The organism is Pseudomonas paraveronii, assembly GCF_963681955.1.
GTDB lineage: Bacteria > Pseudomonadota > Gammaproteobacteria > Pseudomonadales > Pseudomonadaceae > Aquipseudomonas > Aquipseudomonas paraveronii.
In genome coordinates this window covers 3,656,783-3,673,426 of sequence record NZ_OY817130.1, presented here as the reverse complement: position 1 = coordinate 3,673,426, position 16,644 = coordinate 3,656,783, and the positions used below count along the sequence as shown (strand labels likewise).

General features: G+C 60.8%; 15 protein-coding genes and 1 pseudogene. All 16 read left to right on the top strand.

What is annotated here, in order from left to right; genetic code table 11:
• Position 1 precedes the first annotated feature (1 nt).
• The 16 genes and pseudogenes from urtC to U5A08_RS16745 all read left to right on the top strand — a co-directional run bounded on the left by urtC (position 2) and on the right by U5A08_RS16745 (position 16,529).
• Positions 2 to 1,162, top strand: coding sequence for an urea ABC transporter permease subunit UrtC (gene urtC, locus U5A08_RS16820; RefSeq protein ID WP_321847544.1), 1,161 nt, complete (start codon positions 2 to 4; stop codon positions 1,160 to 1,162).
• On the top strand, positions 1,159 to 1,917 hold the full coding sequence (gene urtD / locus U5A08_RS16815; RefSeq protein ID WP_247399797.1) for an urea ABC transporter ATP-binding protein UrtD: 759 nt from the start codon (positions 1,159 to 1,161) through the stop codon (positions 1,915 to 1,917). Before urtC ends, urtD begins: the two co-directional genes overlap by 4 nt.
• 10 nt (positions 1,918 to 1,927) lie before the next feature.
• On the top strand, positions 1,928 to 2,617 hold the full coding sequence (gene urtE, locus U5A08_RS16810) for an urea ABC transporter ATP-binding subunit UrtE (RefSeq protein ID WP_046383753.1): 690 nt from the start codon (positions 1,928 to 1,930) through the stop codon (positions 2,615 to 2,617).
• A 601-nt stretch (positions 2,618 to 3,218) separates the two neighbouring features.
• Positions 3,219 to 4,448, top strand: a complete 1,230-nt coding sequence (gene fmdA, locus U5A08_RS16805; protein WP_253396521.1) for a formamidase — start codon at positions 3,219 to 3,221, stop codon at positions 4,446 to 4,448.
• Between the two features lie 2 nt (positions 4,449 to 4,450).
• Positions 4,451 to 4,798, top strand: a complete 348-nt coding sequence (locus tag U5A08_RS16800; RefSeq protein WP_253396519.1) for an FmdB family zinc ribbon protein — start codon at positions 4,451 to 4,453, stop codon at positions 4,796 to 4,798.
• Between the two features lie 15 nt (positions 4,799 to 4,813).
• A complete protein-coding gene (locus U5A08_RS16795) occupies positions 4,814 to 5,857 on the top strand; it encodes an aliphatic amidase (RefSeq protein ID WP_253396516.1) in 1,044 nt (347 codons plus the stop codon).
• Positions 5,858 to 6,056: 199 nt separating this feature from the next.
• On the top strand, positions 6,057 to 6,629 hold the full coding sequence (locus U5A08_RS16790) for a DUF2239 family protein (protein WP_253396514.1): 573 nt from the start codon (positions 6,057 to 6,059) through the stop codon (positions 6,627 to 6,629).
• A gap of 25 nt (positions 6,630 to 6,654) precedes the next feature.
• A complete protein-coding gene (locus tag U5A08_RS16785; protein ID WP_253396513.1) occupies positions 6,655 to 8,010 on the top strand; it encodes an MATE family efflux transporter in 1,356 nt (451 codons plus the stop codon).
• Between the two features lie 40 nt (positions 8,011 to 8,050).
• Complete coding sequence (locus tag U5A08_RS16780; protein WP_253396512.1) at positions 8,051 to 9,223, top strand: MFS transporter; 1,173 nt, start codon at positions 8,051 to 8,053, stop codon at positions 9,221 to 9,223.
• Positions 9,224 to 9,324: 101 nt separating this feature from the next.
• A pseudogene (locus U5A08_RS29940) lies at positions 9,325 to 9,513 on the top strand (hypothetical protein); the annotation flags it as partial.
• Positions 9,514 to 10,153: 640 nt separating this feature from the next.
• Positions 10,154 to 10,657, top strand: a complete 504-nt coding sequence (tssB, locus tag U5A08_RS16770; protein ID WP_253396511.1) for a type VI secretion system contractile sheath small subunit — start codon at positions 10,154 to 10,156, stop codon at positions 10,655 to 10,657.
• 32 nt (positions 10,658 to 10,689) lie between these two features.
• Positions 10,690 to 12,228, top strand: a complete 1,539-nt coding sequence (tssC, locus tag U5A08_RS16765; protein ID WP_321847534.1) for a type VI secretion system contractile sheath large subunit — start codon at positions 10,690 to 10,692, stop codon at positions 12,226 to 12,228.
• Between the two features lie 23 nt (positions 12,229 to 12,251).
• Positions 12,252 to 13,607 carry a type VI secretion system baseplate subunit TssK gene (gene tssK, locus U5A08_RS16760; RefSeq protein WP_321847533.1) on the top strand — a complete coding sequence of 452 codons (1,356 nt, stop codon included), beginning with the start codon at positions 12,252 to 12,254 and terminating at the stop codon, positions 13,605 to 13,607.
• A complete protein-coding gene (gene tssL, locus U5A08_RS16755; protein WP_321847532.1) occupies positions 13,604 to 14,287 on the top strand; it encodes a type VI secretion system protein TssL, short form in 684 nt (227 codons plus the stop codon). Before tssK ends, tssL begins: the two co-directional genes overlap by 4 nt.
• A gap of 7 nt (positions 14,288 to 14,294) precedes the next feature.
• Positions 14,295 to 16,013 carry an OmpA family protein gene (locus tag U5A08_RS16750; protein WP_321847530.1) on the top strand — a complete coding sequence of 573 codons (1,719 nt, stop codon included), beginning with the start codon at positions 14,295 to 14,297 and terminating at the stop codon, positions 16,011 to 16,013.
• A 24-nt stretch (positions 16,014 to 16,037) separates the two neighbouring features.
• Positions 16,038 to 16,529, top strand: a complete 492-nt coding sequence (locus tag U5A08_RS16745; protein WP_253396507.1) for an Hcp family type VI secretion system effector — start codon at positions 16,038 to 16,040, stop codon at positions 16,527 to 16,529.
• Positions 16,530 to 16,644: the final 115 nt, after the last annotated feature.

The window sequence follows — 16,644 nt, the reverse complement described above, 5'->3', positions numbered from 1 at the left end:
GATGAAGGCTTTAGACAAGCTGCTGGGCGGCCAGCAAAACCTGATCGGCATCGTGCTGCTGGCGCTGCTGATTCTTGTGGTGTTCCCCCTGACGTTGGATGCGTTCCGGCTGAACATGGTCGGCAAGTACCTGACCTACGCGTTTGTCGCGGTGGGGCTGGTGTTGTGCTGGGGCTATGGCGGCATTCTCAGCCTGGGGCAGGGTGTGTTCTTTGGGGTGGGCGGCTACTGCATGGCGATGTTCCTCAAGCTGGAGGCGTCCGACCCGCAAAGCACCAAGATCCAGTCCACGCCGGGCATCCCGGACTTCATGGATTGGAACCAGATCACCGAGTTGCCCTGGCTGTGGCAGCCGTTTCACAGTTTCAGCTTTACCCTGGTGGCGGTGATTGCGGTGCCGGTGCTGCTCGCGTTCATTATCGGCATGGCCTTGTTCAAGCGGCGCGTGGGCGATGTGTATTTCTCCATCGTGACCCAGGCGATTGCGCTGATCCTCACAGTGCTGATTGTCGGCCAGCAAGGGCTGACCGGCGGCGTCAACGGCATCACCGACCTCAAGACCTTGCTCGGTTGGGACCTGCGCACCGACAGCGCGAAGCTGATCCTGTACTTCATCAACGCCGGCTTGCTGTTTGGCTGCATTTTTATCGGCCGCTTCATTCTCGCGTCCAAACTCGGCCGCCTGCTGATGGCCATGCGCGACAAGGAAGAGCGCGTGCGCTTTTCCGGGTATGACGTGGCCAGCTTCAAGATCTTCGTGTTCTGCGTGGCTGCGGCGTTTTCGGCGATTGGCGGGGCGATGTTCGCCTTGCAGGTGGGCTTTATGTCGCCGTCGTTCGTCGGCATCGTGCCGTCGATCGAGATGGTGATCTTTGCCGCCGTGGGCGGGCGCATGTCGCTGCTCGGCGCGGTGTATGGCGCGCTGTTGGTGAACTACGGCAAGACCTACTTTTCCGAGTCCTTTCCCGAGCTGTGGCTGTACTTGATGGGCGGGTTGTTTATCGCGGTGGTGATGTACTTCCCCAATGGCCTGGCCGGGTTGTGGGACAGCCATGGTCGGCAGGCATTGGCCCGGCTGCTGCGTCGTCAACCGCCGGTGAAAGCCGTGGCGCCGGTGGTCAAGCCCAAGACTGAAAGCAAAATCCTGGAGACCCAACCATGACCGCCGTCGGCTTTGAAATGAACAAACCGGTCTTGGCCATCGAGGGCCTGACCGTGTCATTCGACGGCTTCAAGGCGGTCGACAACCTCAACCTGTATATCGACCGCAACGAAGTGCGCGTGGTCATCGGCCCCAACGGTGCCGGCAAGACCACAGTGCTCGACCTGATCTGCGGCAAGACCCGCGCCACCAGCGGCAGCATCCAGTTCGACGGCCAGGAGCTGACCAAAATGCGCGAGTACAACATCGTGCGCGCGGGCGTCGGGCGCAAGTTCCAGAACCCGTCGATCTACGAAAACCTCACGGTGTTCGAGAACCTCGAAATGTCCTATCCGGCGGGTCGCAAGGTCTGGGGTGCGCTGTTTTTCAAGCGCAATGCCCAGGTGATCGCACGGGTGGAAGAGGTGGCGCGGGAGATCTTCCTTGGCGAGTTGCTGCAACAACAGGCGGACTTGCTGTCCCATGGGCAAAAGCAATGGCTGGAGATTGGCATGCTGCTGATGCAGGACCCCGAGCTGTTGATGCTCGACGAGCCCGTGGCCGGTATGAGCGTCAACGAGCGCGCGCAAACGGCGGAACTGCTCAAGCGCATCAGCCAGGGCCGCTCGGTGCTGGTGATCGAGCACGACATGGAGTTCGTCAAAAGCATCGCGCACAAAGTCACGGTGCTGCACCAGGGCAAGGTGCTCGCTGAGGGCAGCATGGAGTCGGTGCAAAGCAATCCGAAAGTCATCGAAGTGTATTTGGGCCACTGAGGAGTCCGGCATGTTCAAGATCGACCAGCTGTCATGCGGCTACGGGCAGAGCCAGATCCTCCACGACCTGGACCTGAACGTGGCCAAGCGCGAGATCGTCGCGGTGATGGGCCGCAATGGCATGGGCAAGACCACGTTGTTCAAGAGCTTGATGGGCATCCTGCCGCAGTGGAAAGGCCAGGTCAGCGTGGACGGGCACGACGTGTCGGCGCTGGAAACCCATGAACGGGTCGAACGCGGGATTGCCTACGTCCCCCAGGGCCGCATGATTTTTCCGAGCATGACGGTGCTGGAAAACATCCAGACCGGCCTGCCGGCGTCGGCGCGGGGCAAGGTGCCGGAGGATTTGTACGCGCTGTTTCCGGTGTTGTACGACATGCAATCGCGCAAAGGCGGCAACCTGTCCGGCGGGCAACAGCAACAGTTGGCGATTGCGCGGGCGCTGGCGACCAACCCCAAGGTGCTGCTGCTGGATGAACCGACGGAGGGCATTCAGCCGTCGATCATCAAGGACATCGCACGCACGCTGAAGGAAATTCGCAACCTGCGCGATCTGACTATCGTGGTCTCGGAGCAGGTGCTGTCGTTCACCCTGGAAATCGCCGACCGCTTTTTGGTGATCGAAAAGGGCCGCTTCGTGATCGAAGAGACGCGGGATCGGGTGGACGAGGCAACCATCAGCCGCTACCTGTCCGTCTAGCCGCGACCGATTGTAGGAGCCGGCTTGCCGGCGAAAAACGTCCAGGCGCCGCGTTCATCCTGGCACCGCGCGTCATCGTTAACGACCTTCGCTGGCAAGCCAGCTCCTACAGAAACGCAGGGCTGCGAACCCACTTGTAGGAGCCGGCTTGCCGGCGAAAAACGTCCAGGCACCGCGTTCATCCTGGCGCCGCGCGTCATCGTTAGCGACCTTCGCTGGCAAGCCAGCTCCTACAGAAACGCAGGGCTGCGAACCCACTTGTAGGAGCCGGCTTGCCGGCGAAAAAACGTCCAGGCGCCGCGTTCATCCTGGCGCCGCGCGTCATCGTTAACGACCTTCGCTGGCAAGCCAGCTCCTACAGAAACGCAGGGCTGCGAACCCACTTGTAGGAGCCGGCTTGCCGGCGAAAAACGTCCAGGCGCCGCGTTCATCCTGGCACCGCGCGTCATCGTTAACGACCTTCGCTGGCAAGCCAGCTCCTACATTCTTGTTTGGGTTTCACTCTCTGGCAGAGCCATACGTCATCCAACGTATTCCCCGTTTTACCCCGCTCCCCGAGACTGGTTTCAACGCCACAAGCCATCCGTCCAGGAGCCAGTCCATGACCGAAACGCTGATCAAAGTCGACCTCAACCAACCCGTCACCGAAAACGAGCAGATCCACAACCGTTGGCACCCGGACATCCCGATGGCCTGCTGGGTCAAGCCGGGCGATGACTTCATCCTCGAAACCTACGACTGGACCGCCGGCGCGATCAAGAACAACGACGACGCCAGCGACGTGCGCGATGTGGACCTGTCCACCGTGCATTACCTGTCCGGCCCGGTGGGTGTGCACGGCGCCGAGCCTGGCGACTTGCTGGTGGTGGACTTGCTCGACATCGGCGCCAAGGCCGACTCCCAGTGGGGCTTCAACGGCTTCTTCTCGCGGCAGAACGGCGGTGGCTTTCTCACCGATCACTTCCCCAGTGCGCAAAAGGCGATCTGGGATTTCAAGGGTATGTTCACCAGCTCGCGGCACATTCCGGGAGTGAACTTCGCCGGGCTGATCCACCCTGGCCTGATCGGCTGCCTGCCGGACCCGGTGATGCTCGCCGACTGGAACCGCCGCGAACAGGAACTGATCGACACCAACCCGACCCGTGTACCGCCGCTGGCCAACGCACCGCTGGCCGCCACCGCGCACATGGGCAAGCTCAAGGGCCAGGCCCGCGACGATGCCGCCGCCACGGGCGCGCGCACCGTGCCGCCGCGTGAGCATGGCGGTAACTGCGATATCAAAGACTTGTCGCGCGGCTCGAAGATCTTCTTCCCGGTCTACGTCAACGGCGCCGGGCTGTCGGTGGGCGACTTGCACTTCAGCCAGGGCGACGGCGAAATCACCTTTTGCGGCGCCATCGAAATGGCCGGCTGGGTGCACATGAAGGTCGAGCTGATCAAGGGCGGCATGGCCAAGTACGGGATCAAGAACCCGGTGTTCAAGCCGAGCCCGATCACCCCGAACTACAAGAATTACCTGATCTTCGAGGGCATTTCGGTAGACGAACAGGGCCAGCAGCATTACCTGGACGTCAACGTCGCCTACCGCCAGGCGTGCCTGAATGCGATCAACTACCTGACCAAGTTCGGCTACTCACCGGCCCAGGGCTATGCGTTGCTCGGCTCGGCACCGGTGCAGGGGCATATCAGCGGCGTGGTGGATATTCCGAATGCATGCGCAACCTTGTGGCTGCCTACGGAAATCTTCGAGTTCGATATCAACCCCAACGCCAACGGCCCGACCCGGTTCCTCGACGGCAGCGTCGACCTGCCCATCGCCCCGGACCTGTAGCCATGCCGACCTACGAATACGCCTGCGAGGCGTGCGGCACCTTCACGATGTTGCGGCCGATCGCCCAGCGCAACGAACCCAGCCAGTGCCCGTACTGCGCGGGACCGGGGGGCCAGTTGCGGGTGTCGGCCCCGGCCTTGCAAACGCTGTCGGCCAACCAGCGCAAGGCCATCGCCGGCAACGAGCGCAGCGCCCACGCGCCGCAAACGCTCGGCGAGTACCAGGAAAACCGCCGACATCCAGCCGGCTGCGGCTGCTGCGGCGCCAGTAAAAAGGTTGAACCGAGCAAGGCCAACCCGCTGGGCCTCAAGACCAAAACCGGGCCACGGCCGTGGATGATCAGTCACTAGACCAGGAGCGTTGCAATGCGTCATGGCGATATTTCCAGCAGCCCGGACACCGTCGGTGTCGCGGTGGTGAACTACAAGATGCCGCGCCTGCACAGCAAGGCCGAGGTCATCGAGAACGCGAAGAAGATTGCCGAGATTATCCTCGGCATGAAGCAGGGCCTGCCGGGCATGGACCTGGTGGTGTTCCCGGAATACAGCACCATGGGCATCATGTACGACCACGACGAGATGATGGCGACCGCCGCGAGCATTCCCGGTGAAGAAACCGCGATCTTCTCGGCCGCCTGTCGCCAGGCTAATACCTGGGGCGTGTTTTCGCTGACCGGGGAGCGCCATGAAGAACATCCGCACAAGGTGCCCTATAACACCCTGGTGCTGATCAATAACCTTGGCGAGATTGTGCAGCGTTATCGCAAATGCATTCCCTGGTGCCCCATCGAGGGCTGGTATCCGGGCGATCGCACCTACGTCTGCGATGGGCCCAAAGGTATGCAGATCAGCCTGATCATCTGCGATGACGGCAACTATCCGGAGATCTGGCGCGACTGTGCGATGAAGGGCGCCGAGTTGATCGTGCGCTGCCAGGGCTATATGTACCCGGCCAAGGAGCAGCAGGTGCAGATGTCCAAGAGCATGGCCTGGGCCAATAATTGCTACGTGGCGGTGGCCAACGCCGCTGGGTTCGATGGCGTGTATTCGTACTTCGGTCATTCGGCGATCATTGGTTTTGACGGGCGCACGCTCGGCGAGTGCGGTGAAGAGGAGATGGGCATTCAGTACGCTCAATTGTCGGTGTCACAGATCCGCGATGCGCGCGCCAACGACCAGTCGCAGAACCATCTGTTCAAGCTGCTGCACCGTGGCTACAGCGGCGTACATGCCTCGGGCGATGGCGACAAGGGCGTGGCCGACTGCCCGTTCGAGTTCTATCGCACCTGGGTGCTGGATGCGCAAAAGGCCCAGGCGAACGTCGAGAACATCACCCGCAGCACCGTGGGCGTCGCCGAATGCCCTGTGGGGCAACTGCCCCATGGCGGTCACGAAAAAACCGTGGGGTAGGGCATGCGCTTGACCTTTCCCTGCTGGGCAGCCGTATCGTCGGTCAGGACGCTGCGCTGGCGCAGATGGAGGCTTGATCCGGGATCGGACCTGGCGCCGCCGGATGACCAGTGGGTGGTTTCTGCACAATAGGCTTGCAGTCTGAACATTTCTGGCTAATATAAACCGGGTAAAACAAATACTACCCGGGTATAAAAGCATGGATTCGCAAACCCCCCCTCGTTGCACCGCTTTCGTTCACCACCAACGTGTGGTGGACGGTCCCTATGCCCACGTTGCCCAGGCGTTGGCGGACCTTGACCTGCCCTCCGGCAGCTTTCTGGTATTCGACGATGCCAGCGGCACCCAGGTCGATTACCCTTGGCCCGTAGGTTATGCACCCGCGCTACCCGCGCCCACAGAGGCGCAGGATGAGCCGCCCGCAGCCCCTGCGGTCGGGCGCCCCAAGCTGGGCGTGGTCGCCCGCGAAGTCACTTTGCTACCGCGCCACTGGGAGTGGTTGGGTCAGCAGCGTGGCGGTGCGTCGGCCGCGTTGCGGCGGTTGGTGGATGAAGCGCGCAATGCCCATGCCTGCCGTGATCAAATGCGCCAGGCCAAGGAGGCCAGCTATCGTTTCATGAGCGCCATCGGCGGTGACCTGCCGGGGTTCGAAGAAGCCTCGCGGGCGCTGTTTGCCCAGGACGCCGCAGACTTTTCGAATAAGATCTCGCTCTGGCCGGTGGACGTGCAGACGTACCTGGCCTGGCTGTCGCGCAACGCTTTTACTGCCTGATTATCATCCAGGGACCCGAATTACCATGGAAGTCACCCAACAACGCCCGCTGTGGCAGATCTACCTGATCTTCCTTGCACCGATGGTGCTGTCCAACTTTCTGCAGGGCTTTTCCGGCACGCTCAATGGCATCTATATCGGGCAAATGCTCGGTACCCAGGCGCTGGCGGCGGTGTCGGGGATGTTCCCCATCGTGTTTTTCTTTATCGCTCTGGTGATCGGCCTGGGGGCGGGGGCCTCGGTGTTGATCGGTCAGGCCTGGGGGGCCAAGGAAACCTCTATGGTCAAGGCGATCACCGGCGCCACCCTGACCCTGGGCGCGCTGGTGGGCCTGGTTGCGGCGGTGCTCGGCAGTCTGTTTGCGCGTCCGGCGCTCCAGGCCCTGGGCACGCCGGGGGACGTGCTGGACGACGCGGTAGGCTATGCCCAGGTGATGATGCTGATCATGCCGCTGCTGCTGGTGTTTATCCTCTACACCCAGTTGCTGCGCGGTGTCAGTGACACGGTTTCGCCGTTGCTGGCGTTGATGGTCTCGACGTTCGTCGGCCTGCTGCTGACGCCGGCGCTGATCCGCGGCTGGATCGGCCTGCCGCCCATGGGTATCCAGAGTGCGGTGTATGCCGGCCTGGTGGGGAACGCAGCGGCCATGCTGTATCTGATCCTGCGCCTGCGGCATAAAAACCATGTGATGGCGCCGGACCGCGAATTGCTCGCGGCCTTGCGGTTGGACCGCGTGATTCTTGGCAAAGTCTTGCGCATTGGACTGCCTACCGGACTACAGATGGTGGTGCTGTCGCTGTCGGAGCTGGTCATCCTGGCCCTGGTCAACAGCCACGGTTCCCAGGCCACGGCGGCCTATGGCGCGGTGACGCAGATCGTCAACTATGTGCAGTTTCCGGCGCTGTCGATTGCTATTACTGCGTCGATCCTCGGTGCGCAGGCGATTGGTGCCGGGCGCCTGGAACGTATCGGGCCGATCCTGCGCACCGGGCTGCTGATCAATACCTGCCTGACCGGAGGCCTGATCCTGCTCGGCTACCTGCTGTCGCACTGGTTACTCGGCCTGTTCATCACCGACGACGCTGCGCGGATCAAGGCCGAACACCTGCTGCATATCATGCTGTGGAGCGTTCTGGTGTTCGGCTTCCAGGCCGTGATAGGCGGGATCATGCGCGCCAGCGGCGTCGTGCTGATGCCGGTGGCGATTTCGATCTTCTGTGTGCTCGGCGTGGAATTGCCGGTGGCTTACCTGCTCGATGCACAGTTCGGCCTGGAAGGGGTGTGGATGGCGTTTCCGCTGACGTACCTGGCGATGCTCGGTTTGCAGACCGCGTATTACCGGTTGGTGTGGCGGCATAAACAGATCACCCGGTTGGTGTGATAAAAGGTTGCGCAAATCAAGGAAAGAAGGCGTTTCAGTCATGGCAAATCCCTACGCCGAATTGTTCCAGGCGCCTGGTGCGCGGGCTTTTGTACTGGCGGGCATGCTCGCGCGCATGCCCATCTCCATGACCGGTATCGGCCTGATTACCATGCTCTCGCAGGTGCATGGCGGCTACGGCCTGGCTGGCTCGGTGGCGGCGGTGTTCGCCCTGGCCACGGCATTTTGCGCGCCGCAGGTGTCACGGCTGGTCGACCGCTACGGCCAGGGGCGGGTGTTGCCGATCGCTGCGCTGCTCGGTGGTGGGGCGTTGTTGTTGCTGTTGCTGAGTACCCGTTTGCAGGCGCCGAACTGGGTGTTGTTTGTGTTCGCCGCGCTGGCCGGTTGCATGCCCAACATGTCGGCGATGGTGCGGGCACGCTGGACCGAGTTGTACCGGGGCCAGCCCAAGCTGCAGACCGCGTTTGCCCTGGAGTCGGTGCTCGACGAGGTGTGCTTTATCATCGGCCCGCCGATTTCGGTGGGGTTGAGCGTGGTGCTGTTTCCGGAGGCCGGGCCTTTGGTGGCGGCGTTGCTGTTGGCGGTCGGCGTCACTGCGTTCGTGATGCAACGCCAGAGCGAGCCGCCCGTGCATGAACACCATGATCATCACGACCGCTGGCTGATCGCTTCGCCTTCGGTGTTGATCCTGATGATCCTGTTGCTGGCCATGGGGGTGATTGTCGGTGTGGTGGACGTAGTCAGCGTCGCTTTCGCCCAGCACCAGGGCCAACCGGCGGCGGCAAGTATTGTGCTGTCGGTGTATGCCATCGGCTCGTGTCTGGCCGGTTTGGCCTTTGGCACCCTCAAGCTCAAAGCAGCGTTGCCTCGCCAGTTCCTGTGCTGCGGGGTGGCCACGGCGTTGACGACCTTGCCGTTGTTGCTGGTGACCAATATCCCCGGCCTCGCCGTGGCAATCTTCATCTCCGGGCTGTTCTTCGCCCCAACCCTGATCGTGTCCATGGCTCTGGTGGAGCGGATCGTGCCGCCGAGCCGCCTGACCGAAGGCATGACCTGGCTGATCACCGGCCTGAGCATCGGCGTGGCGATCGGCGCCGCCAGCTCCGGCTGGATGATCGACCACTTCGGCGCGGCCAGCGGCTTCTGGGTGGCGCTGGCGGCGGGAGCGGTGGTGCTTGGCGCAGCCGTGTTGGGGAGTCGGCGGTTGGGCTAGTCAGCCAAGCGCCGGGGCAGGTTCGGCGCAGTGATGTAGCAGAAACTCACTCAGCGCCTGGTGCGTCAGGTCGTTGAGCGTGACGTTCCGGACTCCAAGAAATGAATGCTGAAGACTCCTTGAAACGCGCTCGCCGGTTTATCGGGTTGCCCCTGGAAAAACGCCAACTGTTCCTGCAGGCGCTGCAGAAGGAAGGGATGGATTTTTCCCGGTTCCCGATTCCGGCCGGGGGGGAGGCGCAGGATCGCCAGGCGTTGTCCTACGCGCAGCAGCGCATGTGGTTCCTTTGGCTGCAGCACCACGCCGGGCTTGCAGAGGGGCGGTAGATGGGGATGGACCTAGAGACCATGAAATTACGTTTGCTGCGCAAGACGACGCGCCGCAAGGCTTGTTCAAGTGGGTGCCGAAGCGGCCGTGGTATGCGCGGCATTTGAAGGTGAAGGCGCGGGAGGTTTAGGCGTTTTTTACAGGGGTTCAATGTTTATGATGTAAAACCGCGGCGGGGGGGGCATCTCCTGGTCCCTGAGCGTTGGTTTGCTTATAAGTTTTAGTACTGGGGGCATAGGAAAAAATCGAAATGGATTTATATAAAACCCCATATGTCTACTGTTCTTTTATTGTGTGCCTATGGTGTTAAGAAATATCTGACGGTTAAATCCCGGTTTGAGGTTTAAATCTTAAATATTCTTAGCAATAAAGATAGTCTGCGTGGTTTGTGGGAAATATCTCCGATGCGCAATGGAAAGTTCCTGTCCGTGATTCGGGGGGTGGTAAATTCTCGCAGTGATACTTCATTCTAGTGAGCAAGGGGATGCCATGTGCCATGTAGCTCATTGGTGTTCCAGAGTGGGGATTTAACTTCATTAAGTTCCCGTCTTACTTTTCTCTAATGGCTGATCAGCGCTGTTGGAAAACTCACGGAATGAAGCGATGACGCTAAGCAGCTTTCAAAATGAAGTGCCAAAAGCCAGGGTTAATATCAAGCTCGACCTGCATACCGGCGGTGCGCAGAAAAAGGTTGAGTTGCCTTTGAAACTGATGGTGATGGGTGACTACAGTAACGGCAAGGAGCAGCGTCCGCTCTCCGAGCGCAGCAAGGTAGATATCAATAAAAACAACTTTGACAGCGTCCTGGGCGAGTTCTCGCCGGGTCTGAAGCTCGCCGTCAACAACACCTTGGACGACGATGAGTCCGACACCGCTGTCGAACTGAGTTTCCGGCGCATGAAGGACTTCGAGCCCGAACAGGTGGCGCGGCAGATTCCACAATTGCGTGCCTTATTGGCGATGCGCAACCTGTTGCGTGATCTCAAATCGAATCTGCTGGATAACGTGACCTTCCGCCATGAATTGGAACGCATCCTCAAGGATGATGCGCTCAGTGACGAACTGCGCGCTGAGTTGGCGGCCTTGGCGCCTGAAGAAGAACGTTAATTCATTGCGGTAGTTTAAAGGGAAGTTAAATCATGTCTTTAGAAAATTCCAACGTGCAATCGCGCGGCGCCACAGTGTTGTCTGAAGAGTCCTGTGGTGTTTATGCTGCGCTGTTTAATAAAATCAATTTAAGTCCTGTTTCTGAGTTGGCAGGCATTGATATCTTTCAAAACTCGGACGCGCTGTCGGAGGTGTCCGCCGATGAGCGGGTGACGGCGGCGGTTAGTGTGTTTTTAAACTTGCTTAAGCAAACGCCGCAAAAAATCGAGCGTTTGGATAAAGTCCTGCTGGATGAACATATCGCTTCGCTGGACAGGCAGATTGGCCGTCAGCTCGATGCGGTCATGCACCATCCGGACTTCCAGCGCGTCGAATCAACCTGGCGCGGTGTGAAGTCGCTGATTGATCAGACGGATTTCCGCCAGAACGTTCGCATAGAACTATTGGATGTCAGCAAGGACCACTTGGTACAAGACTTCGAGGATGCGCCAGAAATTGCCCAGAGTGGCTTGTACCTGCATACCTACACGCAGGAGTACGACACCCCGGGTGGCGAGCCGATTGCGGCGGCTATCTCAAACTACGAATTCGATCGTAGGCCTCAGGACATCGCGCTGCTGCGCAATATTTCCAAAGTCGCCGCCGCCGCCCACATGCCGTTCGTGGGGGCCGTCGGCCCAGCCTTTTTCGGCAAAGAGACCATGGAGGAGGTGGCCGCGATCAAAGACATCGGCAACTACTTTGATCGTGCCGAATACATCAAGTGGAAGTCATTTCGTGACAGTGATGATGCGCGTTACATCGGCCTGACGATGCCACGTGTCCTGGGGCGCTTGCCCTATGGGCCCGACACTGTTCCGGTGCGCAGTTTCAATTACATCGAGAGTGTCAAAGGGCCGGATCACAACAAGTACCTGTGGACCAACGCATCGTTTGCCTTTGCCGCGAACATGGTCAAGAGCTTCATCACCAACGGTTGGTGCGTGCAGATTCGTGGGCCGCAATCGGGTGGTGCGGTCACTGAACTGCCGATCCATTTGTACGACCTGGGCACCGGCAATCAGGTCAAGATCCCTTCCGAAGTGATGATTCCGGAAACCCGTGAATTCGAGTTCGCCAACCTCGGGTTCATTCCGCTTTCGTACTACAAGAACCGCGACTATGCGTGTTTCTTCTCGGCCAACTCCGCGCAAAAGCCGGCGCTGTACGACACGGCCGATGCCACGGCGAACAGTCGAATCAACGCACGCCTGCCTTACATTTTTCTGCTCTCACGCATTGCTCATTATCTGAAGCTGATCCAGCGCGAAAACATTGGCACCACCAAGGACCGGCGTTTGCTGGAACTGGAACTGAACAAGTGGATCGGCGGGCTGGTCACCGAGATGACTGATCCGGGCGATGACTTGCAGGCCTCACACCCGCTGCGGGATGCGAAGGTCACGGTGGAAGACATCGAGGACAACCCCGGTTTCTTCCGCGTCAAGTTGTATGCCGTGCCGCACTTTCAGGTCGAGGGTATGGACGTGAACTTGTCGCTGGTTTCGCAGATGCCCAAGGCCAAAGCCTGATTCAGTCGCAGGGAAACGATGCCATGAATATCGATCGCCCTCTGTGGGCCGCCGGGGCGTTGCTGTCGCCGCAGCAATTCCAGCAACAGGCACGCTGGGAGGCTTGGACCAACGAACAGCTCGCGCACCTGGCTCTGGCACACCCTTGGGGTGTCCAGGCGGTGGGGTTCGACCTCGACGCATTGCGGCTGGGAAAGCTCAAGGCGACTCAACTGCGTGTGCGCATGCCTGATGGCACCTGGATCGACACTGAGCAGGTGGACCGCCTGCCTGCCGCCTTGGAGCTGGCACAGTTGCTGGCTGACGACGATCAGGCCGTGTTATTGCACGTGGCCTTGCCGCTGGAGCAGGCCAATGGCAACAACTGCCTGTTCGAGGGCGGCCGGGACGATCGACCGATGCGCTATCGCCAGTCTTGGCGCGAAGTACAAGACATTTACGCCGATGAGGTGCAGTCGATTGGCGTGCTGGAGCATGCGCTGAGCCTGCGTCTGCAGCGCGACGACAATGCGGATTACATGACGTGCCCGGTCGCACGCCTGGTGCGCGACGGGCAGGGGGCCTGGAGCCTCGACCCGGCCTATGTGCCGCCGTTGCTGAGTTTCGCCGCGCACCCGGGGCTGCTGAACCAGTTGGACAACCTGTTGACGCAGTTGTCCGCCAAGCGGCAAAGGCTCATGGGGATGCGGCGGGAAAGCAATCAGCGCATGGCCGACTTTGCCGTTGCCGACGTGTCGCTGTTCTGGCTGCTCAATGCCTTGAATACCTATCAGCCGGTATTGGCCGATCTTTTGGAGTTCCCCGCACGCCATCCTGAGCAGGTCTACCAGCAGTTGATCAAGCTGGCCGGCAGCCTGCTCACGTTTTCGCTGGAACACGATGTCGACAAGATCCCCGCATACCGGCACACGGCGTTGGAAGCGGTGTTCCCGCCGCTGATGCACTCCCTCTCCTTGTTGTTGGAGGCCAGTCTACCGTCGCGGGTCATTGCTCTGGTGCTGGAAGTGCAGGGGGCCAACCGTTGGCAGGTCACGCTGAATGACCCGCGCTTGCGCGAGCGTGAGGGGGCCGATTTCTATCTGTCGGTGCGCAGCCGGCTGCCGGCGGCGCAGGTGCAGGATCAGTTCCCGCGCCTGTGCAAGATCGGTACGCCGGATGATGTCGATTATTTGATCAACGCGGCGCTCGACGGGGTGCCGTTGCAGTCCCTCAGCCATGTGCCGGCGGCGATTCCGTTGCGTCTGGAAAATCAATACTTCGCGCTGGATCTGGGTCATTCCAAGGGGCAGGCGGTGCTGGACGAAGGGGTCTGCGCTTTCTACGTTCCAAGCAGCTTGGTCGACGTCAAGCTGGAACTGTTTGCGGTGCTGCGCTCATGAAACCGACGCCTTCCAACGCACAAACTGCAGCGGCGGTGGATATTGACGCGCTGTTACAGGACACCTACCTGTTGGTGGTCGAGTTGCGTCAGGGCGCCTCGGTGCTACCTGGCCGGGAGCTGGGCGAACTTTGTGTCGAGCAGGTTGAGCAGACTCGGCAGCGCCTTGAGCGGGCGGGCCTGAGTCAGCGCAGTATCGACCACATCAGTCATGCTCAATGCGCGCTGCTCGACGAAGCCGTGCTGACCTGCTCCGAAGTCGATGCCCGTGCCGATTGGGCCAGCGCACCGTTGCAGGCCAAGTTTTTCAATCGCCATCAGGCCGGTGAGTTCCTGTACGAGGCCATGCGTGACGTATTGAGCGAACCCGCGCCTGACCGGCATGTGCTGACGGTATTTCAGCGCGTATTGATGTTGGGTTTTCGCGGGCGCTATCGTGATTTGAGCGACCCCGAACGCGAGCAATTGCTGGTGGCTCTCGACGCACAGGTGGCGCCGTTCAAGGTCAGTCAGCGCGTGCCGACGCAGGTGGGCGGTGGCGAACTGAGCGCGGGCTTTGGTTGGCTGCGTTCACCTTTGATTCATCTGCTGACAGTGGTTCTGTTGCTCGTTGCGACGTGGTGGGGATTGGATCATCTGTTGAACGATGCGATTGCCTCGCTTTTGCCTGATCAGGGGTGAGTGCCAGATGACCTTCAATCTGCATCGCATCCTTTACCTGTGGGCGGGTGTCCTCGTGCTCGCGTTGCTGCTCATCATTCCGCTCGCGCTGTGGGTGCGTGTACTCGGCGGGTTGATCGCGGTGTGCTGTGTGGCGTGGGCCTGGGTATCACTGCGTCTGCGCGCCGAGCGGCAGCGTGGGTCGCTGAGGTTGGCCGAGGGCAATGTGCTGCCCGCTGCGGGGTTTTGTCATCCGGTGGTGCTGGTCTGCGGTGATGGCCTGGATGGGCTGTTCGGCAGGGTTGCCGCCGAGCAGTTGGCCCTGCGCGTGACTGAGCAAGGGTGCTACGTGCGCGTACCGAGCCTGGAGCAACTGCTGGTTGTCACTGATCAGGTTCTGGCCGTGCGTCCGGGCTGGGCCGGGCAACTGGGCGTGATGTTCAGCGTCAGCCCGGGTGCGCAAAGTGATGGGGCCGTACTCGCCGGTCAGGTGCGCGCCTTCAGTCATCAGATGGCCTTGGCCCGCAAGCGCGGCGTTGCGCTGCCGCTGTTGTTGGTGAGCTACCTGCAAACCTTGCGGGACGAGGCGCCTTGGTTCTGTTGGGGCAACGGGCAGGCCGAGGTCCGTGTGTGTGATGCGGGTGCTTGCGTCAGCCTGGATGACTGGCAACAGCAACCCGCTGACTCGCCCAGGCAGGCTGCCCGGATGCACGCAAGTGTTCAGTTGAACAGCACCGTAGCCTGGCTTCATGACGCGGTACTGCCGCACCTTGTCAGTCGCAACGCTTCTGGCTTGGCGGCGACCTGCGCAGTCACGTGGGTGCCGGCATTGCCGCATGCCGTGAAGGGGAACCTGTGGCAGCAATGGTTACGCAGCAAAGTGGCGCTGGCGGATCACAGAGAGACCGTGACGGATGCGGTGTTGCCGTTCCCGGACCCTTTACTCAACCTGCTGCCGCTCGGCCCGCTGCGTTCCCCGGTGCAATGTGCAAGCGTTATTGCGCTGTGGTTGTTCGCCGTGGCGGCTGTTGTCGCACTCGCCAGTTCGGCGTGGCAGAACGCCCTGTTGCTACGCCAAGTCAGCGATGACTTGCGACGTTATTCGGCTATCCCGCAACCGACCCAGCGTAACCAGCGCGAGTTTCTTTGGCGTGAAAATGCCGTGACCGTGCTGCGCCAGGACGGCCAACGACTGGACGCGTACTACCGGCACGGTGCGCCCCTGGCATTCGGCTTGGGCCTGTATCGCGGCGAACGTATGCGCGCTGCGCTGCAGGCGGTACTGGCCGCTCACGTTGAACCGCCACCGGCCGCATCGCCGGCGCCGGCTGCCCGCCCGGTGCGGCTGGACAGCCTGTCGCTGTTCGCCAGCGGCAGTGCCCTGCTTAAGCCGGATTCGGCCAAGACGCTGATCAATGCGCTGGTCGATATCAAGGCCCAGCCCGGCTGGCTGATCGTTATCTCGGGGCATACCGATGCCACTGGCGACCACGAAAACAATCTTCGACTGTCCCGCGCCCGCGCCGCTGCCGTGCATGACTGGATGCAGCGCATGGGCGGCATTCCCGACAGCTGCTTTGCCGTGCAGGGCTTTGGCGCCAGCCAGCCGATTGCCGGCAACGACACCGAGGCGGGGCGTGCAGCCAACCGCCGCGTTGATATCCGTCTGGTGCCTGAGGCGGGGGCCTGCGTGCTTCCCGTCGCACACCCGGACAGGCAACCCCCGGTCGCATTCCGCGACATTTAAATCTACGAGAAAAAGGAGCTTCACATGGCAATTCCCGTTTACCTCTGGCTGCAAGACGACGGCGGCGCAAATATCAAGGGTTCGGTGAACGTGCAACAACGCGAGGGCAGCATCGAGGTGGTTGCCCAGGATCACAGTCTGTACATCCCCACCGACAATAACACCGGGAAATTGACCGGGACGCGGGTTCACACCCCGTTTCTGTTTTCCAAGGAAATCGATGCGTCCAGCCCCTATCTCTACAAGGCGGTCACCACCGGGCAAACCCTCAAGAGCGCCGAGTTCAAGTGGTACCGCATCGACGATGCGGGGCAGGAAGTCGAGTACTTCATCACCAAACTCGAAGAGGTCAAAGTCGTGAAGGTCGCGCCGAAAATGCACGACGTCAAAGACCCCAGCAAAGAGAAGCACAACCACCTCGAGCAGGTGGAGTTGCGTTACGAGAAGGTCACCTGGACCTACAAGGACGGCAACATCATCCACTCCGATTCATGGAATGAACGCCAAAGCGCTTGATATGCGTGGAGCAGCAGGTGGGCCTTTGCCTGCTGGCTCCCGGTGTGCTGGGTTGAGCGTCCGTTCGCGGGCGTTCAGCCAAACACATCGAGTTTCCAACCCGCGGCTGGCGTTA